Here is a 24,958-nt window from a genome sequence, read left to right as displayed (position 1 = left end):
CGAACCAGGGACCTGCGGATTAACAGTCCGTCGCTCTACCGACTGAGCTATTGGAGAATCTGATGCGCATTCTAGGCATATCTTGGGATTAGGTCAAGGGTAAAAACCTAAAACGACATTCAAGTGATTTATTTATCATCAAAACAGATGCTTATGCTGTTTTATTCAACAAAATTATTGTTTTTTAAGCTCTGGAGTTTTTGATTAAATAAAAAAAACCACCCTATATAGAGTGGTTTTTAGGAAAAATAAAAATTATTTTTCTACGCCTGCTGGTTGTCCAGCAAGTTTAGCATTTGCATAATCCCAGTTTACAAGGCTTTCAAGGAAAGTAGAGATATATTTAGGACGTGCATTACGATAGTCAATATAGTAAGCATGTTCCCAAACATCAATTGTCAATACAGCAACTTGACCATGTGCAAGTGGAGTATCAGCATTTGAAGTCTTAGTAATAGAAAGTTTACCATTGACTTCATCAGCTACTAACCAAGCCCAGCCAGAACCGAATTGGGTGGTTGCTGCTGTCGTAAATTCTTCAGCAAATTTTTCGTAAGAACCAAATGCTTCATCAATTTTTGCTGCAATTGCACCCGTCGGTTTACCGCCACCATTTGGAGCAATAGAATTCCAGTAAAACGTGTGGTTCCAAACTTGCGCAGCATTATTAAAAATACCCGCTTTAGATGCATCACCAGCAGAAGCTTTGATAATTTCTTCTAAAGTTTTACCTTCAAGATCAGTGCCTTTGATCAAGTTATTTAAATTAGTCACATAAGTTTGATGATGCTTATCATGGTGAAATTCTAAAGTTTCTTTAGAAATATGTGGCTCAAGTGCATCATAAGCATAAGGTAATGCAGGTAAAGTAATGGTTGTCATGTTCCAATTCCTTGCGTTAGCTGGGTAATAGAATTAAGTGGCTTTATTGTAAATGATTATTTATGCAAAAGGTGATCGTTTTAAATAACAATACACAATAAAGCCTTAATTAATACGTATATATAAATACATGTAATAAATACGTCTTAAATCGGATTATTCAACTCGACATAGTGATGTTCGATTGAAAAATGATCAGCTATTGCCTTTGTTAAACGTTGAACGCCATAACGTTCAGTTGCATGGTGGCCACAGGCAAAATAATGTACATTTAGCTCCTGTGCTTCATAAAACGTTCTTTCGCTGACTTCACCAGATAGATAGGCATCGCAGTTTTGTAATGCGGCTTTATTAATAAAGTCCTGCGCAGCGCCTGTGCAAAAACCGACTTTCTGAATGTAGGGTTTATTGGCAGGTAAGTGAACAATATTAAAATCAAAACAATGCTGTAATTTTGCTTGAAAATCTTCAGGGGATAATGGGGCTTCTAAATAACCAATATTTCCAATGGGATGACGTTCAGTGCTGTCTAAGGCTTCAATATTATTTAGTTGTAGAATTTCTGCAATAGCAGCATTGTTGCCTAAAACGGGATGAGCATCCAATGGTAGATGATAAGCGACTAATGAAATGTCATTTTGAATCAATTTTTTTATCCGATTTCCACGCGTTCCTGTAATGGGGTACGGTTCGCCTTTCCAAAAATAGCCATGATGAACCAATAATAAATCGGCCTTAAGCTCAATAGCTGCGTCTACAGCAGTTTCAGATGCAGTAACAGCGCATACGATTCGCTTAACTTCTTTTTTTCCCTCGATTTGTAAACCATTCGGGGCATAATCTTTAAACTCAGCGCTTAAAAGTGTTTGATCGCACCATTGTATAATTTCATGTAAATTTGCCATGAATCATCCGACTTTGAATCATTCCAGTGAAGTCACATCAAAACATATTTTTAATAGTAACTAAAGCTAGACAAATCTTTTTTACCTTTTTTCAGTTATCTATAAGCTTATGCTTTACAATAAGTAAACTCTTTTTTCTTCAATAAATTAAATCAAACTTAGAGGATGTAAACGTGCGTCGTGCTTTTACATGGTTACCGTGGATACTTCTCATCATTGTCATTATTAGTTTTCTTTCGTGGCAAAAATTAAATCAGCCGAAAGCTCCTGTGGCAGCCGATGGCGTAAAAATGCCCGCTGAAAATGTCAAACCTTTAATTGATACTTCACGTGCGGGTGGGGTGGTTTCATATAGTGCTGCTGTAAAAGTAGCTGCGCCTGCAGTCGTTAATATTTTTACGACCCAAAAAATAAAGCAGGCTGCCAATCCTTTAATGAATGATCCAGTTTTTCGCGAATTTTTTGGAAATCAGTTGCCTAAGCAACCCAATCAGGAAAACGAAAATAGTCTGGGTTCTGGTGTCATTGTGCGTCCAGATGGCTATATTTTAACCAATAATCATGTAATTGCACAAGCTGATCAAATTGTTGTCGGACTCAATGATGGCCGACGTGCTATTGCTAAAGTGATTGGAACCGATCCAGATACAGATTTAGCAGTGATCAAGATTGAGCTTGATCAATTGCCAGTTTTACCGTTTAAATTAAGTGGCAATGAAGTGGGTGATGTCGTTCTGGCGATTGGTAATCCATTTGGTGTGGGCCAAACGGTGACTCAAGGTATTATTTCTGCAACAGGTCGGTCAGATTTGGGTATTAACACCTATGAAGACTTTATCCAGACAGATGCTGCTATTAACCCAGGTAATTCTGGTGGTGCATTGATTGATGTTGCAGGAAACTTGATTGGGGTAAATACTGCAATTTTTTCTCAGTCTGGTGGTTCTCTTGGTATTGGTTTTGCCATTCCTGCGCAGGTTTGTCAGCAAGTCCTAAATTCGATTTTAAAAGATGGTCGTGTAATTCGTGGTTGGTTAGGCATTAGTCTGGTTGCGCCAAATCAGGATCAGGATGATGTTTTAGCACCACGTCAAACTGGTGTTGTGGTCGCGGATGTGTTGCGTGGTGGCCCTTCGGATCAAGCTGGTGTTAAAGTAGGTGACAAAATATTGAAAGTGAATAATGAAGTAATTGATTCAGCATCACATTTAATTAATTATGTTGCTCTACAAGCACCCAATACTTTGGTAAAACTAGAGGTAGAACGCAATGGGCAGACCGCGACACTGGATGTCAAAGTAGGCGAGCGTAAAAACCAAAACCAAAGTTCACAGTATATTCCATTGCCAAAACGCTAATTTAACATGATAAAAATAAGCCTCATCATGAGGCTTATTTTTATAGGGTTGGATTATTTCTTGCGACGTCTAAACACAGGATGTAAAACCGCTGTTTCCTCTATCGCAGTTTCATTTTCCACTTTTTCATTTTTTGCTTTCTTCTTCTTTTTTTTCTTTTTCTTAGGCTCATTTTCAACTTCATCACCATCTTCGATGGCTTGCCAGTATTCGAGTTGTTCCATTACCACAGCGTAAATAGAGCCTTTGCTATAGCGACCTTTTTTATCAAGGACACCTACGGGTCGTGCCATCAAAATTTCTAGAGCTTGATCAATGGTTTCAATGGCATGCACATGGAATTGACCTGCTTCTACAGCTTCAATGACATCTTGACGTAACATCAAATGTTGCATGTTTTGACGTGGAATGATGACACCCTGTTTTCCAGTCAGACCTTGTAGTTTACATGCATCATAGAAGCCTTCGATTTTAGCATTGACACCACCAATTGGCTGAACCTGACCCAATTGGTTCATAGAACCAGTAATTGCCCATGATTGATCAATTGGAATTTGGCTAATCGCAGAAATTAATGCCGAAAGTTCGGCAACAGTTGCACTATCCCCATCTACTTGCCCATAGCTTTGTTCAAACGCCAACGCCGCAGAAAAATGTAAAATCTGTGAACGACCGAAATGCGCCTTTAAAAAGCTCGACATCAGCAAGACGCCTTTGGCATGTAATGATCCACCTAATTCTACGCTGCGCTCAATATCCAAAATATCACCGCCGCCTTGATAAACGGAGGCGGTTAAACGTGAAGGCAGGCCAAATTCAACATCTGCATAATGTATGACAGAAAGCGCATTAATCTGACCCAAGCGATGACCTTGTGTTTCAATCAACTGGGTGCCACGTGATAAATCTTGCCAATACAGCTCACGTAAATAACCCAAGCGATATTGGCGATGATGTAAGGCTTGATTGACATGTTTGTCCGAAACCGTTTTGTCACCTGCGGTAAAAGCATGGTGATGTGCTTCACGAATCAAATCACCCAATGTAGAAGCATGTAAAGACAATGAGCTTTGGTCTTCTGCCTGACGGCTTGAATCAGTTAAAAGAGCAGATAATGCTGAACGATCAAAAGGCAGTAATTTATCAACTTGGACATAATCGGCAATAAGCTGCATGTATGCCTGCTCATTACTTTCATTGCGTTGTAATGTGTCAGTAAAATCGGCTCGAATTTTAAACACACTGCCCAGTTCAGGTTCTACTTCTAAAATTTCATAATAAATTTCAGGCTCTGCCAGTAAAACCACTTTGATATCAAGTGGAATTGCTGCGGGCTCAATTGAAATACTACCTGTCAAAGTCAACATATGTTCAAGTGAGGACAGTTTTAATTGACCAGATTTTAAAGCACGTTTAAGTCCTTGCCATGCATAAGGTTGTTCAAGCAGTTGTTCAGCTTCCAACATTAAAAAACCACCAATAGCTTTATGCAATGAACCGGGGCGAATCAGAGTAAAATCAGTTGTAATGGTTCCATTTTGGGTTAACTGCTCGACATGTCCAAGCAGGTTATAGTGCGTTGGAAAATCTTCAAAAATAACGGGTGCGCCTGCATTTGGCTTATTCGTGACAATGGTATTAGCTTGATAGCGCGCTGGAACGCGATTAAACAGAGCAGGTGAAAAATCATCTTCCTCTTGCGCTAAAATCGTTTCAACATTTTGAATAATATCTTCGGCGTAACGCTGTAAATAATCTTCTAAACCCGCCACGCTCTGATTTTTTTTAATCAATAAATCAATTCTAGGTAAAACGACTTGTTTTGCAATGTCACGATTAAGTTCAGACACTTGATCACGTGCATCGTCCTCCAGATCACCTAGATGCAATCCTAAGCGTTCCAGCTTTTTATCCATATAACGCATATTGGATGCAATTTCAGCACGCTGTTTGGTGCTTAATGCATTGATTTCATTTTGAGTCATTTCCTGAACCTGATCATCTTTGACATGTACAGGCACGAAGCAATGTTCTTCATTACGTGAAATCAATTTTAGATCAAGCGTTTCACCTTCTTTGGTGAGCTCAACTAAAGCTTCCTGCTGTTCATCACCTGTTTCTTGGCGAATTTGTTCAATACGATTGTGATAGGTTTCAGCAGTAAAACGTCGTTCAAGTTGTTTTAATATGGTTTGCCAAGCCTGATGCAAGGCATTTTGAAATTTTGGACCCTGGCCTGCTGGAAAACGTAAGGCAAGGGGCTGTCGTGCATTTTTAAAATTATTAACGTAAACCCAGTCATCTGGAGTTGGCATATTTTTAGCGTGTTGCTGGAGCAAACGCTTGATCATGGTGCGTTTACCTAGGCCTGCTGTACCTACTGCAAAAATGTTATAACCTGAATATGGAAGGGATATACCGGCTTCTACAGAAGCGCGTGCACGATCCTGACCCAGAAAATTATTCAGTGGTTTGAGACGCCGCGTCGACGACGGAATTTTTTCCAGATTGGTAATATGGGTGAGTTGTTCAGATTTTAAAGTTGTCTTTTCTAGTGTCGTTTTAATCTCAGTTCGCTCAAATGCTGATGGTAGATTATTGCTTTTTAGAGTTGTCGCTGTGGTCGTGGTTGAAGATAAAGTTGAAGCCATTTGATCGTGTCTTTGGGTCACAGGTGAAATCCAAAAAATAAACTAGAAGTAAGATTTAAAGGTATACAGGTTTAGGGCAAAATATCAAGCTTCGCAGCATTTTTTCTCAATTTAAATGACAAGCTTTTCACAAACAATATTGAAAGCTTGGGCATAACACGATTGAATAGGCTGTTTTATAAAATCTTTGGAAAATAATAACCGAATGACCACACAAACTACTGGATGGAAAGCTGCTTTTAACGCCTTTCTTGATCGCCGTGCCTTGATTATGTTGTTTCTGGGATTTTCTGCGGGTATTCCAATTCTGCTGATTTTTTCAAGTTTATCCCTATGGTTAGGGGAAGCAGGAATTGATAAAAGTGCCGTGACTTTTTTCAGTTGGGCTGCGTTAGGTTATTCTTTTAAGTTTGTGTGGGCGCCATTAATTGATGAACTTCCAGTTCCATTTCTCACCAAAACATTAGGTCGTCGTCGTGCTTGGTTGCTTATTGCACAGTTACTCATCGTTGCTTCTATTTGTATCATGGCATTTTCAGATCCCTCTCTGGGACGAAGTTATTTGATTCAAATGGCTGTTGGCGCAGTATTGCTCGGTTTTTCGGCAGCGACACAAGATATTGTGATTGATGCTTATCGTATCGAATTAGCCGAAACTCAGATGCAAACGGTTTTAGCATCAACCTATAACGCAGGTTATCGTATCGGGATGATCGTGGCAGGCGCAGGAGCTTTGTTTTTAGCAGCTTATTTAGGAACTTCCAAAGGGAACTATATCTATGAAGCCTGGAAATATACCTATTTAACTATGGCTGCTGTGATGTTAGTGGGGATTATCACAACGCTGATTGTGCGTGAACCGCAGGTCAATCGAGTTTATAAAGACTATAAACGCAGTGATTATTATCGTTTAGTGTTTGTTTTTTTTGTTGCCGTAGCAACGTTTGTAGTGACTTATATCTATTCCGGAAATATTACTGATTTAATCGCTAGCGCCGCCAATATTACAGATACTGCTGCTTTATTTGGTCTTGAAGCATTGCGCTTTTTAACGGCCACTGCCTGTGCATTATTGATGGGCTATGTGTTAGTGCATGCTGGTGTAGTCAACAAGCAAATGGCCAAAGAAACGTGGGTCGCCCCCATACTAGATTTCTTTAAACGTTATGGTGTCAAATTGGCATTGGTGTTGCTACTTTTAATAGGATTTTATCGAATTTCAGACATCATTGCAGGTGTCATTTCTAATGTTTTTTATCAGGACTTAAACTTTAGTAAAGAACAAATTGCTGAAGCTGTGAAAGTTTATGGTGTTATTTTCAGCCTTATTGGTGGTTTTCTGGGTGGTTTACTTGCACAGCGTATGAACATTATGAAATTGATGTTTGTCGGTGCAGTTCTTGCCAGTTCTACCAATTTGATTTTTATCGGTCTAGTTAAATCAGGTCAACCTTTGGCAGATGTGCAGATTCAGGTTGGATCACATCACTATACTGCTCAAAGTGATGAAGTGGGCTACTTTAAAGTGTCAATTCCAAATCAGGCTTTATTGGAAAATCATCACATAAATGTTCAAAGCCAGTTTGCACAAAATCAGCCCGATTCTATTTCTGTGGATTTACCTTACTTAAGCACTAACGTGGTTGGGCCTCAAATTCAACTGTTGCCCATTACCAGTGATAATCAACTATCTATACAAGAACTGAAGCAAAGTGTGGTGGTAAGAGGGCAGCTTTCGGGACTGAGTTCTGATCAGTTAAGTGCAGAACAACCTATTGCATTAAAGCTAGATGGAAAAAGCTTTAATGCAAAACTTGATGCGACAGGCGCATTTAGTGGAATTATTGATCATCAATCTCTAAAAAATTCACCGAGCAAAGTTATTACTGTGGAAGCGCTGTCACCAGTTGGTCAGGTTATGGTTCGCACTCAACGAAATTATGCCCTTGCTCATTCAGGTCAGGTACAGACATTGGATATTGAACTTGAGCCAATTGCTCCAGTTCAGACCGATTCAAGTGGAAGTACAGAACTCAAAGGCAAAGTAATCAAACCTTATAGTTCTACGTGGCTTTACTTTGCTATTATTGTCGATAATCTGGCCTCAGGGTTGGCAGGTGCAGCATTTATTGCATTTTTGTCTAGTTTGACCAGTGTTTCTTTTACCGCGGTTCAGTATGCTATTTTCAGTTCGTTGATGACATTGACTCCTAAATTATTAGGGGGGTATTCAGGCACCATCGTGACACATATCGGCTATCCTAAATTTTTCCTCATGACGACACTCATTGGAATCCCAATTTTAATTTTAGTGGTTTGGGTTGCAAAATTGTTGAGAGAACATCAAGCACTTGAACCGGAAAATACAAATGAATAAGGCTTGGTTTCATATGAGTCACAATTTAAATCTAAAGAAATGGCTCTACGCAAAGTTGAGGCTGTTTTAATTGGGCTAAAAAACATATAATAACTCAGTGTATATCATTGATTTAAAAGTTAAGTTTTTAAATAAATACTGAACATTTTATTTGAAAACTGGCTTTATCAAGTAAGCTCGGTAACATGAAAATTTATTTCTTGGTAAATTTCATTTATCGGGCTTTGTTGTGAGTGACCTACAGGATGTAATGCAATGTTGAAATTACTGGCTCTGGATCGTTTTACCATTTTATTGATTACCATGGTTATTCTGGCAAGTATTATTCCTGTGTCAGGACATACTGCCAGTATTTTTGAAGTGGTAACCAATGTTGCAATTGCGATTTTATTTTTCTTGCATGGGGCTAAGCTCTCAAGAGAAGCGATTGTGGAAGGCATCTTGCATTGGAAACTCCATGTGCTGGTTTTTGCCTTTACTTTTGTCGTATTTCCATTTCTGGGTCTAATGGCAAAACCAGTCTTACTTCCTGTATTAGGGCAGGAATTATACTGGGGCTTTTTGTTTATGTGCTTCTTGCCCTCGACAGTTCAGTCGTCTATTGCCTTTACTTCCGTGGCGAAAGGTAATGTTGCTGCAGCAGTGTGTAGCGCATCGTTTTCAAATTTAATCGGTATGTTTATTACGCCTGTATTGGTAAGTTTTTTTATTTTTGGGCAGTCTAAACATAACTATGATCCAACCGCATCTATCATACAAATTACGTTGTTATTGCTGGTTCCGTTTATATTGGGGCAAATTTTGCGGACATGGATTTATCCGTATATGCAAAAAGTACCCAGTATTGTAAAAACCTTTGACCAGGGCACTATTTTAATGGTGGTGTATGGTGCTTTTAGTAGTGCCGTAGTGGCGGGTTTATGGCATCAGATTAACTTACTAACATTGTTTTATCTTGTACTTGCATGTTCAGTTTTACTTACAATCATCATGCTTCTTGGATTATTTATACCTGTTTGGCTTGGATTTAATCGTGCAGATCAGATCACTATTTTTTTCTGTGGTTCCAAAAAGACACTGGCGAGTGGCGTACCTATGGCACAAATTCTGTTTAGTGGACAGCCTTTAGGTATGATTGTATTACCAATTATGATCTTCCATCAGATTCAATTGATGGTGTGTGGCGTCATTGCAAACTATTGGTCGAAAAAGCATGAACCTGTAACCTCAAAAGATAAAACGGTATTGGAATAATTCGCTATCTTGTTTTTTTTAGCGTATAATCTGCCCACTTGTTGTGCTTAGCTCTGACGGATTCGTCTCGGTGGGCCAAGAGAAATGGTCTGTTGTGGTGTTGATCTGCTGCGTTGTCTATTTTTAGTTGACCAGCCTTTCCTCAATTTAACATTCTTTTTGAATTGTAAGTTGAGAGTGATCAATTGCGATAACAGCTTAAGCCTTTCTTCAATTAGGAGTAATCGACCATGCGCGCCGATATTCACCCAAAATACGAAACATTAGTTGCAACTTGCTCGTGCGGTAACGTGATTGAAACCCGTTCTGCTTTAGGTAAAGAAACTCTTTATCTTGACGTATGTTCAGCTTGCCACCCATTCTATACTGGTAAACAAAAGAATGTGGACACTGGTGGTCGTATCGACAAATTCAAACAACGTTTTGCTGGTATGTCACGTTCTATCAAACGTTAATACTAGAAAATCTGAAACGAAGAATTTATCTTTTTTCAGTTTTCCAAAAAAAGAACCGCAAAAGCGGTTCTTTTTTTATCTGAGTTTTGTCGAAATTATTCGTCAGGATAAGCTACTTTTTTGAGTGCTTTAATATCTGCCTCTGGTGAACATAGCGAGATAAACTCATACCCATATCCACGTAGTAAATGACCTTTACGTACAGCAATCCATGTAGTGTTTAATCCAAAAATATCAGTTTTAATTTGTTTCAGTCGATAATCACGCTCTGCATCATAAGCGACGTCATTGACAATCCCAACCCCCATGCCTAGTTCCACATAAGTCTTAATTACATCGGCATCGAGTGCAGACATGACAAGGTCAACATCAATACCCGCATCTTCAAAGGCTCTATCAATTTTAGAACGGCCAGTGAATCCGCCGTGATATGTAATAATTGGAAAGTTGGCTAAAGCTTCCAGTGAAATTTCTTTTTCCTGACTCAGAGGATGACTTTGCGGAACAATAATACTGTGTTGCCATTGATAGTATGGAACGCTGGCTAAATTTTCTTCAGTAGTGAGAGATTCCGTTGCAATACCAATATCAGCTTCGCCCTGAAGCAGCATTTCTGCAATTTCAGTTGGGCTGGCTTGTTGCAAAATCAAATGTACTTTTGGAAAAAGCTTTTTAAACTGATTCACGATCGGTGGAAGTACATACCGCGCCTGAGTATGTGTAGTTGCAACGGTCAGTGTCCCTTCATCGACTTTATTAAAGTCATCGGCAAGACGCTTGATATTTTCAGCATCGACCAACATTCTTTCCACGATACCCAATAATGCCTGTCCTGGTTCTGTAAGACCCAGTAAGCGCTTACCTTTACGGATAAAAAGCTGAACACCAAGTTCGTCTTCTAAATCTTTAATATGCTTACTCACACCTGATTGAGAGGTATAAAGCGCTGCCGATGCTTCGGTTAAATTAAAGTTTTGACGAACAGTTTCTCGTATGATTCTTAATTGTTGAAAATTCATAATTTTTTATCTCTCTTTTGAGGATGCAACGCATCCCCAAATTGAATCTAAGCGACTTGATCGGCAAATAAATGAAGTTGGGAAGCACTGACCCAAACACTCTGATTGGGTCTGAATTGATGCTGTCTTGCCTCTTCAGGGCTTAATGCGATTTCAATCAGATGCCCTTGATGATCCTGTAATTCGGCAATCACTTTTCCAGCAATCCATACTTCACGTACAAAAACAGCTTCAATACTGTTTTCATGAGGTTGGGCATGAATATGTAACTCATCTGGACGGGCAAATGCAATCACTTTACCGTGTGGTGTTTGAGCAATTGAAGGCAGAATGATTTTATTTTCGCCAATATGCACCACACCATCATGATATTCACCATCAAAACGATTGGCTTGACCTAAAAAGTCAAACACAAAAGGAGTTAAAGGCTTTTCATAGACTTCACGAGGTGAACCAATTTGTTCAACATCACCTTTATTCATGACAATAATTTGATCAGCGACTTCAAGTGCTTCTTCCTGATCATGGGTCACAAAAATAGAGGTGATATGTAGTTCATCGTGTAATGTTCTTAGCCAGCGACGAAGCTCTTTTCGCACTTTGGCATCTAATGCACCAAAAGGTTCGTCCAGAAGTAATACACGAGGCTCAACAGCTAACGCCCGGGCAAGAGCAATACGTTGACGTTGACCACCTGACAATTGAGCTGGGTAACGATCTGCAAGAAAACCAAGCTGAACCAGATCAAGCAATCGGGTTACTCGTTTTTTGATTTCAGCTTCATTAGGCCGGGTATTACGAGGGCGAACACGTAAACCGAAAGCAATATTGTCAAATACGGTCATGTGGCGAAATAAAGCATAATGCTGGAATACAAAACCCACTTGACGTTCACGTACATGCACATTAGTTGCGTCATTACCTTCAAGTAAAACCTGACCTGAGTCGGCCGATTCCAATCCCGCAATAATACGCAGCAGGGTAGTTTTGCCACAACCCGATGGGCCAAGTAATGCCACCAGCTGTCCTTCTGGAAAATCCAGAGAAATATCTTTTAGTGCGTGGAATGCACCAAAGTGTTTTTCAATATTTTTAACTTGAATACTCATTGATCATTCCTCAAGAAGCTGCTGAATCATTTCGGTTGTTCTGTTTTTCCTGACGAATTTCTACCCATGTTTTTAAAATCAGGGTAATAATTGCCAGAAAGGCCAGTAAAGATGCCACGGCAAAAGCTGCACTATAGGTATATTCGTTGTAGAGAATCTCAACATGTAAAGGTAAGGTATTGGTTTCACCGCGGATGTGTCCTGAAACAACTGAAACCGCACCAAACTCACCCATTGCACGTGCATTACACAGAATCACACCATACAGCAGCCCCCATTTAATGTTGGGTAAAGTGACTTTCCAGAAAGTTTGCCAACCTGAGGCTCCTAGTACAATTGCAGCTTCTTCTTCTTCAGTGCCTTGTGCTTCCATTAAAGGAATCAATTCACGTGCCACAAAAGGTACAGTAATAAATACGGTGGCAATTACAATTGCAGGTACGGCATACAAAATTTTAATATCATGATCCATCAGCCACGGGCCGAACCAACCCTGCATACCGAATATAAGAACCAGCATCAAACCTGCAATTACCGGGGAAACTGAAAATGGTAAATCGATCAGTGTGGTTAAAATAGATTTGCCACGAAACTGAAATTTTGCCACTGCCCAAGCCGCAGCAACACCAAACACCACATTCAGGGGAACGGCAATCGCAGCAGTGAGTAACGTAAGTTTTACCGCAGACAGTGTATCTGGGTTAATCAAGGCATTCACATAAACATCGACGCCTTGACGAAAAGCTTCTACAAACACCAAAACCAAAGGCAAAATGAGGCAGCTTAAGAAAAAGATTAAAGCCACAGTCAATAGGGTATAACGTACCCAAGTGGGTTCACGGGTTGAATCACGTGATTGTAATTTTTCAGCAAGAGCATTGCTACTGGTGACTAAACTCATTTCACAGTTCTCCCTGTACGACGACTTGCCCACGCCTGAATTAGATTAATGAGAAGTAAAATCACAAAAGAAATGACCAGCATCACAACCGCAATCGTCGTTGCTGCAGGGTAATCATATTCTTCCAAGCGAGAAATAATCATTAAAGGTGCAATTTCAGTTTTAAAGGGCTGATTACCTGCAATGAAAATAACAGAGCCATATTCACCTACACCTCGAGCAAAGGCTAAGGCAAAACCAGTAAGCAATGCCGGGAGCAAGATCGGGAAGATAATTCTACTGACAATTTGCCAGCGATTTGCGCCTAATGCAGAAGCTGCTTCTTCGAGTTCTGTCTCGATATCAGAAAGTACCGGCTGAACTGTTCGCACTACGAATGGAATGCCAATAAAAATCAAGGCAATGGTAATCCCGATTGGTGTATAAGCTACTTGAATACCAAGCGGTGTCAGATATTGACCAATCCAGCCAGTAGGTGCATATAAAGAGGTTAGGGCAATACCAGCAACGGCAGTAGGCAGTGCAAATGGTAAATCAACTAATGCGTCAATCAGGCGCTTCCCAGGAAAGGTATAACGCACCAGACACCATGCCAGTAGAGAACCAAAAACTACATTGACTAAAGCTGCAATAAGGGCAGTACCAAAACTAAGCTGCAATGACTTGAGGATTCGTTCTGAACTCAATATTTCCCATAAACCATCCCAACCGACACCAAACGATTTAATAAAAACGGCAGACAGTGGAATAAGTACTATGAGTGATAAATACGCTAGGGTAAACCCTAGTGAAAGACCAAATCCTGGCAGCACTCGGGATCGCTGCGACATGAGAACTCCTAAAGAGTACGCCTGCCAAGTAGCAGGCAAATCGAAAAAGTGATAAAAAGTTAAATTGCGTATTTGATCATTGAATGTTGATCAGAGTAAGGCACTATTCTATGAGGCTGTTTTTCCTCAAGAATATAATCAAAAATTTCTGGAAAAGGTCCAAAACCTGATGCCACATTGATATGACCAACTTGCCCAAGATTGACAGGTTTAATCTGCCATGCTTGAGCGAGACGCATGGCATCATCAAAATGTAACCATGGATCATTTTCACTAATAATGAGTTGAGTCGGCACATCAATACGTAACTGATGAAAGTAATCTGCATAATCATGGAGACTATTTCGGGCAAAGCCAGCTTCACCAAAGCGTGCAGGATTTGCAGGCGCAACCAATGTCAGATGTTTGACTTTTTGTCTTAAATTCGGATATTTCGCCAGCGCAGCCACACTGGTCAAACAACCAAAGCTATGTGCAACAACTTGAATCGGCTGATCAATTGAGCTCAATGTTTGCTGAAATTGTTCTACCCATTCATTTAATACAGGATGGTTCCAGTCTTTTTGTTGCACACGAGAGCAGCTGATCAGTTCACGTTGTAACCATGATTGCCAGTGTTGATATTCACTACCACCAACACCCGGAACGATAACTGTATGTACCATGACGCTGCTCCCGATAAACGCTGATTATTTCACGTTGTTTTCTTTTACGATTTGATCAAAAATGCCGCCATTGTCAAAGTGCTGCTTTTGTACTTTGGTCCAGCCACCAAATTCTTTATCAATCGTGACCAATTTAAGTGGTTTAAATGTGCTGCTATAACGTTTTAAAATGTCTGCATTACGTGGACGATAAAAGTTTTTCGCTGCAATATCCTGTCCTTTTGGCGAGTAAAGGAAGTTAAGATAAGCTTTGGCTAGATTTTCATTGCCATCTTTTTTTACATTCTTTTCAACAATTGCAACGGGTGGTTCTGCCAAAATTGAAAGAGACGGAGTAATGATTTCAAACTTGCCCGGTTGTTCGCGCTGTGCTAAATAGGCCTCGTTTTCCCAAGCCAGTAATACATCCCCAATGCCACGTTCAGCAAAAGTTGTGGTCGCACCACGTGCACCTGAATCAAGAACTTTGGTTTGTTTATAAATCTGGCGAACGAATTCCCGTGCTTTAGCGTCAGAACCATATTGATGTTTCGCCCATGCCCATGCTGCTAAATAGTTCCAGCGTGCACCGCCCGATGTTTTTGGATTTGGTGTGATAATTTCTACACCTGGTTTTACAATATCAGCCCAATCTTTAATACCTTTTGGATTGCCCTTACGAACAAGGAAAACGATAGTGGATGTATAAGGGGTAGAGTTTTGCGGAAATTTCTTTTGCCAGTCAACAGGTAAGAGTTTTGCTTTTTCAGCAATTTCATCGATATCTGCTGCCAAAGCCAAAGTCACTACATCAGCTTGTAAACCATCGATTACCGCACGGGCTTGTTTTCCTGAGCCACCATGAGATTGTTTGAAATTTACATCCTGACCGGTACGCTGTTTCCAATACGCGCCAAACTCTTTGTTAAAGTTTTCATAGAGTTCACGTGTTGGATCATATGAAACGTTTAAAAAATCTGTTGCTGCAAATGATGAAACTGAAATCAACGCAGCCAAAACCCCTACCTTTAATTGTGCCAAACGCATGTTTTTCCCCTGATTCAAATAAATGTTGAGAACATGGATGCAGCATACTGCGAGTCTTTATTCATAAAAAATAATAAAAAATGAATTTTATATGAATAAAAAAGAAATAAAAAAAGCTTATGTGTTTTTAAACTAAGCTGGAAAATCAACGGGATGTTTAGCGATGTGGTGTTTTAAAAATGCAGAACAAGTCGAGTCATTAGATTTACAAGATCGTGCATTTCATTATGGAGATGGCTGCTTTACGACAGCCCGTATTTATCGGGGGCATTTTGAATTAAAAGCACGTCATATGTTACGTTTAAAAAATAGTTGTGATTATTTGTTTCTCAAGACAGATTTGTCGTTGATTGAAAAAACTCTTGTGCAATTACAATGCCTGAACGATATTTTAACTGGTACTCTTAAGATTGTTATTAGTCGGGGTGTCGGCCAGCGTGGTTATAGTTTGCCCACGCAAAATGCGGATATTTATGTTTGGTTTTATCCACAAGAACTTGCTGAATGCCATCCTCAATTTATACAGACGGGTGTATTAAATCAGGTGTTAGGAATGACGATGCCGCATTTAGTGGGACTAAAAACTTTAAATCGGCTAGAGCAGGTTTTACTAAAACAGGAGGCTGATCAACGACAATGGCCTGAAGCACTTGTAACGGATGTACAGGGGTTGATTGTTGAAGGTATTAGCAGTAATTGCTTTATTTATTTAAAAGATACATGGATTACGCCCGAACTTCGTTATAATGGCGTGCACGGCGTGATGCGGGCCGAAATTTTATCTCGAATGGAAAAAATGGGTGTGCCTGTCGCACATGGTTTTATCGATATGAATGAGCTGGAAAATATTCAGGCATTATTTTTTTGTAATGCGCTGCATCCAATGAAAGCTGTGAGCCATCTTGATGGAAAACCTTTAGATTCTCAAATATGTGTAGATCTTTTTCATACACTTCAACTGAACCAGATTCACTGATATGTCAAAACCTTCAAATAAGCCTAAAGCAAAAAATAAAAAAAAGCCTCCAAACAAAATAGGCTTTTTTAAAAAAAACAGAAAATGGCTCATGGCACTTTGCATTTTAGGTATTGGGGTTGTGAGTCTCGTTTGGACCAATCTCTTTAAAGACTATCCTGTAAAAGGCAAAAAAGAATTATTGGTGGTTGCCAGTGGAGACACGTATTCTCATTTTATTGAGCGTTTGGCGAGAGATAATCAGGTTTCTATACCGTTAATTCTAAAAATTTATCAGAAATTTTTTATTCATGACACGATGAAAGCAGGGGTATATGAAGTTCCTCAGGGAATGAGCATTCGACAGGTATTGGGTATGTTGTCTAATGCGGAAAATGCACAAATGATTCGGGTTCAAGTGATTGAAGGAACGACCTTCAAGCAATTGATTGCCAATTTGAAAAAAGATCCGTATGTGACTAAATCCGTGGTTAATTTACCGCAAGAGCAAATAGCAAAAGAACTGGGGTTGCCGTATTCACATCCTGAAGGTTTGTTTGCACCAAACACATATTTCTTTTCTAAAGGTGAAACTGATAAAAAAATCCTGTCGGATCTGTATCAACATCAGATGAAAGCATTGGATACCGCATGGCAAAATCGAGCAGCAGATTTACCTTATAAAAATAAATATGAAGCTTTGATCATGGCATCTATTATCGAAAAAGAAACCAGTTTGGATCGTGAGCTTGAACAAGTTTCAGGGGTATTTGTACGCCGTTTAAAATTAGGAATGCGTTTACAAACTGACCCAACTGTTATTTATGGAATGGGTGACAATTACCAAGGTAAAATTAGTCGGCAGGATTTGCGTACACCGACGCCTTATAATACCTATACCATGTCGGGCTTGCCACCTACACCCATTGCCATGCCAGGGAAAAAAGCGATTGAAGCCGCTATGCATCCCGATCAATCTGACACTATTTATTTTGTTGCTACAGGCAATGGTGGACACAAGTTTAGTGCAACCCTGCAAGCGCATAATCAGGCAGTTCAGGATTATTTATCCGTGTTAAGGTCAAAAAACTAGGGAGTTAAAATGTTCATTAGCTTTGAAGGCACGGAAGGTGTAGGAAAAACTACGCTCATTCGCAAGATTTATGAGTATTTTGAACGGCAGGGAGAACAGATTGTATTGACCCGTGAACCAGGTGGCACACCACTTGCTGAAAGAGTTCGCGATCTATTGCTAGCAGTCAATCATGAAGAAAAAATGGCGCATGATACAGAGCTCTTATTGATTTATGCAGCACGAGCACAACATTTAGAACAGGTTGTCGTTCCCGCTCTCAATGCAGGGAAAACAGTATTGAGCGATCGTTTCACCGATGCTAGCTATGCCTATCAATGTGCTGGACGAGGTTTAAGCAAGGAAAAGCTCAATATTTTGAATCAAACATTTGTATCCCGAATGCCAGATATTACATTCTGGTTGGATGCACCGATTGAGCTAGGCATGTCGCGCGCCCGCGAACGTGGAGCTTTGGATCGTTTTGAGCAGGAAAAAGTCGATTTTTTTGAGCGAGTACGTCAAGGTTATCACGAGTTACATCAACTCTACCCAGAAAGAGTAAAGCGTTTGGATGCGATGCAAACCCCTGAAAAGGTATTTGAGGATGCATTAAACCATCTAAAATAGAGTATTTAAATATAAAAATGCGCGAAATAATTCATTTTTTCGCGCATTGGCTTTTTAGAATTTTAGACTTAAATTATATTTACTAACGGTTGTTCTACTTCAAAAGTAGGAGGCGTCAGTACAGTTTTTCGTAGCTCATTTCCCAGCTCTGGATAATCCAGTGTGTAATGTAAGCCACGAGATTCTTTGCGTTGCATTGCACACCGTACAATCATTTCTGAAACCAGTACCAGATTTCGCAGTTCAATCAGATTTTTACTGACACGATAGTCCTGATAATATTCAGTAATTTCTCGTTTTAACATTTCGATGCGATGTAAAGCACGTTCTAGCCGTTTGGTGGTGCGTACAATGCCGACATAATTCCACATGGTCGAACGTAATTCATCCCAGTTTTGTAGGATAACCACATCTTCATCAGCATCAGTGACCTGAGATTCATCCCAATTGGGTACATCAGGTAATGTAAAACCATGATTAAATTTGTGCTGGATATCCTGTGCGGCGCTCATTCCGTAAACAAAACATTCCAATAGTGAGTTACTGGCCATACGGTTAGCGCCATGTAAACCCGTATAAGATGTTTCCCCAATTGCATATAGGCCCTCAAGATCCGTTTGGCTGTGTTCATCCACAACCACACCGCCACAAGTATAATGCGCGGCAGGAACGACAGGAATCATATCTTTGGTAATATCAATACCCAACTCAAGTAAACGCGTATAAAGGGTTGGAAAATGTTCCTGAATAAAATCAGCGGGTTTATGAGTAATATCCAGCCAGACATGACGGATTCCCAAGCGCTTGATTTCATAGTCAATCGCACGTGCGACGATATCTCGGGGTGCTAATTCAGCGCGTTCATCGAATCGCAACATAAAACGTTCACCATCAGGTAAACGCAAATAGGCGCCTTCACCACGCATAGCTTCGGTGATCAAAAATGAACGTGCCTGTGGATGATACAAGCAGGTCGGATGGAACTGATTAAATTCCATATTTGCCACACGACAACCTGCGCGATAAGCCATGGCAATGCCATCACCAGTCGCAATATCAGGATTTGAGGTATACAGATAGGCTTTCATTGCGCCACCGCAGGCAAGGGCCGTAAAGGGGGCTAGAAATGTATGGACTTTTTCAGTTTTTTCATCCAGTACATAAAGGCCAACTGCACGATTACTCTGGTCCGTATGACCTAATTTATGCAGTGTAATAACATCAATCGCGACGTAATTTTCAAATATAGTCAGATTTTTTTGTTCGCGGGCACGTTGCACTAATGTCGTGGAAATCGCTTTACCTGTTGCATCTGCAGCATGAATAATACGACGCTGTGAATGCCCCCCTTCACGGGTTAAATGAAGTTGATCTTCTTCATCTAAAGTAAACTGAACTCCATGATTGAGGAGAAAATCAACCGATGGACGACCACCTTCCACTGTTTGTTTAACCGCATCTAATTCACATAAATGCGCTCCTGCAATCATCGTGTCATCAATATGCTGTTGAATGGAATCTGTTTCATCCAGAACCGCGGCAACACCGCCCTGAGCATAAAAAGTACTGGCTTCTGTCAGGGAAGATTTTGCTAAAACCGCAACGTTGTAATGACTTGGTAATGACAAAGCAAGGCTTAAACCAGCGCCGCCACTGCCCACAATAATCACATCAAAATGATGAGTTGTGTCTAAATCAGGCATGTCCATCAGCTAATTTACAAAAAGTTTGCTAATAACACGCTTTTTTTTAAGAAAAGGCAAGACTCGATATGCTTAAATCTAAATCGAAATTTCAATAAACTTTCAAATTTTAGAACGTCTAAATGATCCTAATATGGAAAATTTAATGCAATAATCACAATTTTTTATTCTTGGAATAATAAACATATTATTACGGAAATGGAGAAAAAGTTGTGTTAAAACAATTGGGTCTAACCTAAAACTAGTGTGTGAGTTTGTGCTACATGAATAGTCGCTATTTACAAAATGGAATGTATGCCATGGTGTTTACTATGGCAGCTGTACAAGCGGATGCTGCAACGCCTGTTGATTTTTCCAGTTTGGTCGAACAAGTCAGCCCAGCTGTGGTCAGTGTCAATGTTGTAAAAAAAATGACTCAGGAAGAGTTGTTACAACAACAAGTCCCAGAGATTTTAAAACGTTTTTTTGGTAATCAGGTCGTCATTCCACAACAACAGGTTCCTCAGGAAAAAGTCGGATACGGCAGTGCTTTTTTCATTAGTAATGATGGTTATTTACTCACGAACCACCATGTAGTTGAAGATGCATCACGCATTACTATTACATTGCAGGATCGCCGTGAAATTGATGCAAAAGTTATTGGTAGTGATGAACGTACCGATGTGGCATTACTCAAAGTTGATGGTACAAGTTATCCCGCTTTAAAAATAGGCAATGTCGATCAGCTTAAAGTAGGTGAACCTGTGCTTGCAATCGGCTCACCATTTGGCTTTGATTATTCGGCATCTGCTGGGATCGTGAGCGCAAAATCACGAAATATGCAAGGTGAAACCTCTGTTCCATTTATTCAAACCGATGTAGCGCTTAATCCTGGCAACTCCGGTGGGCCTTTATTTAATCAGCGTGGCGAGGTCGTGGGGGTTAATTCACGTATCTTTAGTGGTACTGGCGGGTATATGGGCTTGTCATTTTCTATTCCAATCGATGTGGCAATGGATGTAGTTCAACAGCTTAAAACCACTGGAAAAGTTACGCGTTCTTATCTAGGGGTCATGTTACAGGATATTGACCGTAACCTAGCCGATGCCTATAACTTACCGCGTCCAGAAGGTTCATTGATCAATCAGGTTGCGCCAGATTCACCCGCGGCTAAAGCAGGTTTAAAAGCGGGTGATATCATTATGAAATATAATGGTTCTCCAATTTCAAGAACCTCTGATCTTTTAAACTATCTGAATCGGACAATGCCAAAACAAACGATTCAGTTAGAAATATTGCGTGACGGTACACCTCGTAGTATTTCTGCGACTTTAACTACTGCTCCAGATGACACGCCAGCTACTTCTGAACGAGCCGCACAACAAAATGGTCCTGTGTTAGGTATGTCGATTCGTAACCTGACACCAGCGGAACAATCACGTTTAGATGTACGCGGGGGCATTCTGGTTCAGGATGTCACACGTGGAGGATTGGCTGCACAATCAAACATTATTTCTGGTGACGTTATTACTCAGATTAATAACACTGCAATTCTAAATGCCAATGATTTTGCTAAGACCGTAGCCGCTTTACCAAAGAATACGGTAGCGCGAGTGTCAATTATTCGTCAGGGACAGCGTGCTATGCTGGGCTTACGAATCAAATAATCCTAGCTTTAATGTTGAATAAGCCACTTTAAACGAAGTGGCTTTTTTATGGGATATTTCTAGTAAGATACAGTATAAATGTGAAGAGTAGCCTCTGTATGAGGATGGAAATTGGAACCAATAAAGAATGAGTGCGATTTTTGATTTAAAACTAGTGGTACAGCCTGAACACATCGATCAATTGGGGCATGTGAATAATGTGATGTATGTGCAATGGATGCAGGATGTAGCCACGGCACATGTCGAGGCTTTGGGGTTGGGCCTGAAAGAATATCTGGAAATGAATCATGCTATGGTCGCAGTCGAGCATCAGGTACAATATCGAAAAGCAGCTTTTGCAGGTGAAGAAATTATACTTCGTACATGGCTAGATGCGATTGATAGCATCTATTTGTCACGTCAATATGTATTTTATCGGCCTAAGGATCAAACTGTTTTGTTTGTGGCAAAAACCAAATGGGCGTGTGTTGAGATCAGTACGGGTCGACCAAAACGTATGTCACCTACCTTTACACAGACTTACCAGCCTTTAGCCAAAGATATTAATCCGATAGATTTTACCATGAGTTACGGTTGAACGTTTGTTGTAACTTGAGCATACATTGACTTCTTTTTAGGAATTAAAATTAATTGGAGCTGTATTTTGTTGCAATTCAATGAATAGTTTTAAAAGCAGAATGATCGCACTATATTTTTAATCAGCGGTTGCTTATACTGTGCAGCAATTTAGGACAGTCCTTTTACATCTTGCATACTGTGTGAAGTATTGCATTTAAAGGTGTATTTTTTTTCAGAGTAATCTATGGCGTCGGCTAAAAAATCCGTTGATATCAAAAATATTCGTAACTTCTCGATCATTGCTCACATTGACCATGGTAAGTCAACTTTGGCTGACCGTTTTATTCAGATGTGTGGTGGTTTACAAGACCGTGAAATGCAAGCTCAGGTTTTGGACTCAATGGAGCTTGAACGCGAACGCGGGATTACCATTAAAGCTGCATCCGTAACGCTTTATTACACGCATCCGAATGGTCAAGAATATCAGCTTAACTTTATTGATACCCCAGGACACGTAGACTTTTCCTATGAAGTCTCTCGCTCGCTTGCTGCTTGTGAGGGTGCATTGCTAGTGGTAGATGCAGCGCAGGGCGTAGAAGCGCAATCCGTTGCCAATTGTTATACCGCGATTGAACAAGGTCTGGAAGTTTTACCCATTCTCAATAAAATTGATTTACCGCAGGCAGAACCTGAGCGGGTTATTCATGAAATTGAAGAAATCATCGGGATTGAAGCCACAGATGCACCAACTTGTTCTGCAAAAACAGGTTTAGGAGTTGAAGGTGTCCTCGAGCGTTTAGTCGATGTGATCCCGCCTCCAGAAGGTGATCGTGAAGCACCGTTACAGGCTTTAATTATCGACTCGTGGTTTGATAACTATTTAGGTGTGGTGTCTTTGGTACGGATCAAGCAGGGTCGTATCCGTAAAGGCGACAAGATGCTAGTTAAATCTACAGGCCAGATTCATCCTGTAACATCTGTCGGGGTATTTAATCCTAAACACACCGAGACCGATATCCTTGAAGCGGGTGAGGTAGGTTTCGTAATTGCAGGAATTAAAGATATTTTTGGGGCTCCTGTAGGCGATACAATTACGTTGTCTTCAACGCCTGAAGTTAAAACTTTACCGGGTTTCAAAAAAGTTAAACCGCAGGTGTATGCAGGTTTATTCCCGATTGATGCCAGTGACTTTGAACCGTTCCGAGAAGCTTTACAAAAATTACAGATCAATGACTCAGCGTTGTTCTTTGAACCTGAGAGCTCCGATGCATTAGGCTTTGGTTTCCGTTGTGGCTTTTTGGGTATGCTACATATGGAGATTGTACAAGAACGTTTAGAACGTGAGTATGATCTGGACCTGATTAGTTCTGCACCAACCGTAGTGTATGAAGCCCTTACCAAAAAAGGCGATACGATCTATATCGATAGTCCTTCAAAAATGCCAGATGGAAGTTTGGTCGAAGACCTCCGTGAACCGATTGCCGAATGTCATATTCTGGTTCCGCAGGAATATTTAGGTAACGTCATGACTTTATGTATCGAGCGTCGTGGCGTCCAAAAAGACATGAAGTTTCTAGGAAATCAGGTTTCCTTAACTTTTGAAATTCCAATGGCCGAAGTTGTTATGGATTTCTTTGATAAGTTGAAATCATGTTCACGTGGTTTCGCTTCGCTAGATTATAACTTTGTTCGTTTTGAGAGTTCATCTCTGGTTAAGGTTGATGTATTAATTAATGGTGAAAAGGTGGATGCCTTGGCCATGATCTGTCACCGTCAAGATGCTCGTCATCGTGGTATCGCATTAGTTGAAAAGATGAAAGACTTGATTCCACGTCAAATGTTTGATGTTGCGATTCAGGCGGCGATTGGTGCGCAGGTTATTGCCCGTTCTACCGTAAAAGCCATGCGTAAAAACGTATTGGCAAAATGTTATGGTGGTGACGTATCACGTAAGAAGAAATTACTTGCGAAACAAAAAGAAGGTAAGAAACGCATGAAACAGGTGGGTAGTGTAGAAATCCCACAAGAAGCGTTTTTAGCTGTATTAAAAGTCGATAGATAAGGCGCGGGAAGGCATTGCTTTACCCAGTCGAAAAACGAGCAGCGTTGCTGCGAGTGAGGTTTTGTGGATTTTGATTTTAATTTGATTCTCGTTCCAGTTACGCTGTTGTTTTTTATCGTATGGTTACTCGATAAATTGGTATTCAAACAACGTGCAACCAAAGGTCGTGAGAACGAAAATTTCCTGATTACATGGGCATATGATTTTTGGCCTGTTTTGGCTGTTGTATTAATTTTACGGTCTTTTCTGTATGAGCCGTTTAATATTCCTTCGGATTCGATGGTTCCAACGCTAGAAACAGGTGATTTTATCTTAGTCAATAAGTTTGACTATGGTGTGCGTTTACCTATCATTAATAAGAAAATTATTAATGTTGGTGAACCTGAGCGCGGTGATGTGATCGTTTTTCGTTATCCACCGCAACCTAGCATTAGCTATATTAAACGTGTGGTAGGTTTGCCGGGCGATCATATTGTTTATGATCATGGACAATTATCAATTAATGGTCAGAAAGTCCCTAAAGTTGCTACTGAGTTTCATCGTGAAAAAGATATTTTAGATACGCCAACGTCGATTTATCATAAAGAAACCTTAGGTGATCATACTTTTACCATGCGTGAGCTTGAAGGCGTAAATATCGCTCGTCAGGCGCCATTTATCAATTATATAGAAAATGGTAAATATTCGAATCAAGATGGTTTATATTGGGAAGTGACTGTTCCGAAAGGGCATTATTTTGCGATGGGCGATAACCGTGACCAAAGTGCAGATAGCCGTTTCTGGGGATTTGTTCCTGAGGAAAATTTAACAGGTCGTGCTTTTTATATCTGGATGCATAAAGAGCCGGGCTTTAAAATTCCGTCGTTCAGTCGTAATGGCAAAATTGACTAAAAACACGAT

21 protein-coding genes are annotated in these 24,958 nt (G+C 40.2%); 11 read left to right on the top strand and 10 right to left on the bottom strand.

Annotated elements, in window-relative coordinates; genetic code table 11:
- Window positions 1-255 precede the first annotated feature (255 nt).
- Both IAE19_RS15740 and IAE19_RS15735 read right to left on the bottom strand, forming a co-directional pair.
- A complete protein-coding gene (locus tag IAE19_RS15740; RefSeq protein ID WP_200461859.1) occupies window positions 256-882 on the bottom strand; it encodes a superoxide dismutase in 627 nt (208 codons plus the stop codon).
- Between the two features lie 146 nt (window positions 883-1,028).
- Window positions 1,029-1,787, bottom strand: coding sequence for a Nif3-like dinuclear metal center hexameric protein (locus IAE19_RS15735; RefSeq protein WP_200461858.1), 759 nt, complete (start codon window positions 1,785-1,787; stop codon window positions 1,029-1,031).
- A 173-nt stretch (window positions 1,788-1,960) separates the two neighbouring features.
- Here IAE19_RS15735 and IAE19_RS15730 point away from each other — a divergent pair, with 173 nt between their 5' ends.
- Window positions 1,961-3,145 carry a trypsin-like peptidase domain-containing protein gene (locus IAE19_RS15730; RefSeq protein WP_200461857.1) on the top strand — a complete coding sequence of 395 codons (1,185 nt, stop codon included), beginning with the start codon at window positions 1,961-1,963 and terminating at the stop codon, window positions 3,143-3,145.
- A gap of 53 nt (window positions 3,146-3,198) precedes the next feature.
- Here IAE19_RS15730 and IAE19_RS15725 read toward each other — a convergent pair whose 3' ends face one another.
- A complete protein-coding gene (locus IAE19_RS15725) occupies window positions 3,199-5,796 on the bottom strand; it encodes an ATP-binding protein (protein ID WP_227612300.1) in 2,598 nt (865 codons plus the stop codon).
- Window positions 5,797-6,001: 205 nt separating this feature from the next.
- Between IAE19_RS15725 and IAE19_RS15720 the strand changes: the two genes are divergently transcribed.
- From IAE19_RS15720 to rpmE, 3 genes are all read left to right on the top strand, one after another.
- Window positions 6,002-8,173 (top strand): AmpG family muropeptide MFS transporter, encoded by a 2,172-nt coding sequence (locus IAE19_RS15720; RefSeq protein ID WP_200461855.1) that lies wholly within the window; start codon window positions 6,002-6,004, stop codon window positions 8,171-8,173.
- Between the two features lie 255 nt (window positions 8,174-8,428).
- Window positions 8,429-9,427, top strand: coding sequence for a bile acid:sodium symporter family protein (locus IAE19_RS15715; RefSeq protein WP_200461854.1), 999 nt, complete (start codon window positions 8,429-8,431; stop codon window positions 9,425-9,427).
- Window positions 9,428-9,657: 230 nt separating this feature from the next.
- Window positions 9,658-9,882, top strand: coding sequence for a 50S ribosomal protein L31 (gene rpmE, locus IAE19_RS15710; RefSeq protein ID WP_004989885.1), 225 nt, complete (start codon window positions 9,658-9,660; stop codon window positions 9,880-9,882).
- Window positions 9,883-9,977: 95 nt separating this feature from the next.
- Here the strand turns inward: rpmE and IAE19_RS15705 are convergent, their stop codons facing one another.
- Genes IAE19_RS15705 through IAE19_RS15680 form a run of 6 tightly spaced genes read right to left on the bottom strand, consistent with a single transcriptional unit; the run spans window position 9,978 to window position 15,432 of the window.
- Entirely contained in the window at window positions 9,978-10,901 is a 924-nt protein-coding gene (locus tag IAE19_RS15705) for a CysB family HTH-type transcriptional regulator (RefSeq protein ID WP_200461853.1), read from the bottom strand.
- Window positions 10,902-10,948: 47 nt separating this feature from the next.
- Entirely contained in the window at window positions 10,949-12,010 is a 1,062-nt protein-coding gene (locus tag IAE19_RS15700; protein ID WP_200461852.1) for a sulfate/molybdate ABC transporter ATP-binding protein, read from the bottom strand.
- A 10-nt stretch (window positions 12,011-12,020) separates the two neighbouring features.
- On the bottom strand, window positions 12,021-12,911 hold the full coding sequence (gene cysW, locus IAE19_RS15695) for a sulfate ABC transporter permease subunit CysW (RefSeq protein WP_200461851.1): 891 nt from the start codon (window positions 12,909-12,911) through the stop codon (window positions 12,021-12,023).
- Window positions 12,908-13,741: a sulfate ABC transporter permease subunit CysT gene (gene cysT, locus IAE19_RS15690; RefSeq protein WP_200461850.1), complete on the bottom strand. Its 834-nt coding sequence runs from the start codon at window positions 13,739-13,741 to the stop codon at window positions 12,908-12,910. The genes cysW and cysT overlap by 4 nt, the downstream gene beginning before the upstream one ends.
- Before the next feature lie 59 nt (window positions 13,742-13,800).
- A complete protein-coding gene (locus IAE19_RS15685; RefSeq protein ID WP_200461849.1) occupies window positions 13,801-14,406 on the bottom strand; it encodes an RBBP9/YdeN family alpha/beta hydrolase in 606 nt (201 codons plus the stop codon).
- A 24-nt stretch (window positions 14,407-14,430) separates the two neighbouring features.
- On the bottom strand, window positions 14,431-15,432 hold the full coding sequence (locus IAE19_RS15680) for a sulfate ABC transporter substrate-binding protein (protein WP_200461848.1): 1,002 nt from the start codon (window positions 15,430-15,432) through the stop codon (window positions 14,431-14,433).
- Window positions 15,433-15,595: 163 nt separating this feature from the next.
- Between IAE19_RS15680 and pabC the strand changes: the two genes are divergently transcribed.
- From pabC to tmk, 3 genes are read left to right on the top strand one after another with little or no spacing between them, the layout of a single operon-like run.
- Entirely contained in the window at window positions 15,596-16,408 is an 813-nt protein-coding gene (gene pabC, locus IAE19_RS15675; protein ID WP_200461847.1) for an aminodeoxychorismate lyase, read from the top strand.
- Window position 16,409: 1 nt separating this feature from the next.
- Window positions 16,410-17,480, top strand: a complete 1,071-nt coding sequence (mltG, locus tag IAE19_RS15670) for an endolytic transglycosylase MltG (protein ID WP_200461846.1) — start codon at window positions 16,410-16,412, stop codon at window positions 17,478-17,480.
- 9 nt (window positions 17,481-17,489) lie between these two features.
- Entirely contained in the window at window positions 17,490-18,089 is a 600-nt protein-coding gene (gene tmk / locus IAE19_RS15665; RefSeq protein WP_200461845.1) for a dTMP kinase, read from the top strand.
- Window positions 18,090-18,157: 68 nt separating this feature from the next.
- Here tmk and nadB read toward each other — a convergent pair whose 3' ends face one another.
- The gene (gene nadB, locus IAE19_RS15660; RefSeq protein ID WP_200461844.1) at window positions 18,158-19,798 is read right to left on the bottom strand and encodes an L-aspartate oxidase; all 1,641 of its coding nucleotides are present in this window, start codon (window positions 19,796-19,798) and stop codon (window positions 18,158-18,160) included.
- 257 nt (window positions 19,799-20,055) lie between these two features.
- On the opposite strand from nadB, the gene IAE19_RS15655 reads away from it, so the two are divergent.
- The 4 genes from IAE19_RS15655 (at window position 20,056) to lepB (ending at window position 24,949) form a co-directional block, all read left to right on the top strand.
- Entirely contained in the window at window positions 20,056-21,438 is a 1,383-nt protein-coding gene (locus IAE19_RS15655) for a Do family serine endopeptidase (RefSeq protein ID WP_200461843.1), read from the top strand.
- 127 nt (window positions 21,439-21,565) lie between these two features.
- On the top strand, window positions 21,566-22,015 hold the full coding sequence (locus tag IAE19_RS15650; protein WP_200461842.1) for an acyl-CoA thioesterase: 450 nt from the start codon (window positions 21,566-21,568) through the stop codon (window positions 22,013-22,015).
- Between the two features lie 225 nt (window positions 22,016-22,240).
- Window positions 22,241-24,058 (top strand): translation elongation factor 4, encoded by a 1,818-nt coding sequence (lepA, locus tag IAE19_RS15645; protein WP_200461841.1) that lies wholly within the window; start codon window positions 22,241-22,243, stop codon window positions 24,056-24,058.
- A gap of 63 nt (window positions 24,059-24,121) precedes the next feature.
- Window positions 24,122-24,949 (top strand): signal peptidase I, encoded by an 828-nt coding sequence (lepB, locus tag IAE19_RS15640; protein WP_200461840.1) that lies wholly within the window; start codon window positions 24,122-24,124, stop codon window positions 24,947-24,949.
- Window positions 24,950-24,958: the final 9 nt, after the last annotated feature.

It is taken from the genome of Acinetobacter sp. S40, assembly GCF_016624705.1.
Lineage (GTDB): Bacteria > Pseudomonadota > Gammaproteobacteria > Pseudomonadales > Moraxellaceae > Acinetobacter.
Note: the sequence above shows the minus strand (reverse complement) of the source record. Positions and strands in the feature narration are given on the sequence as shown.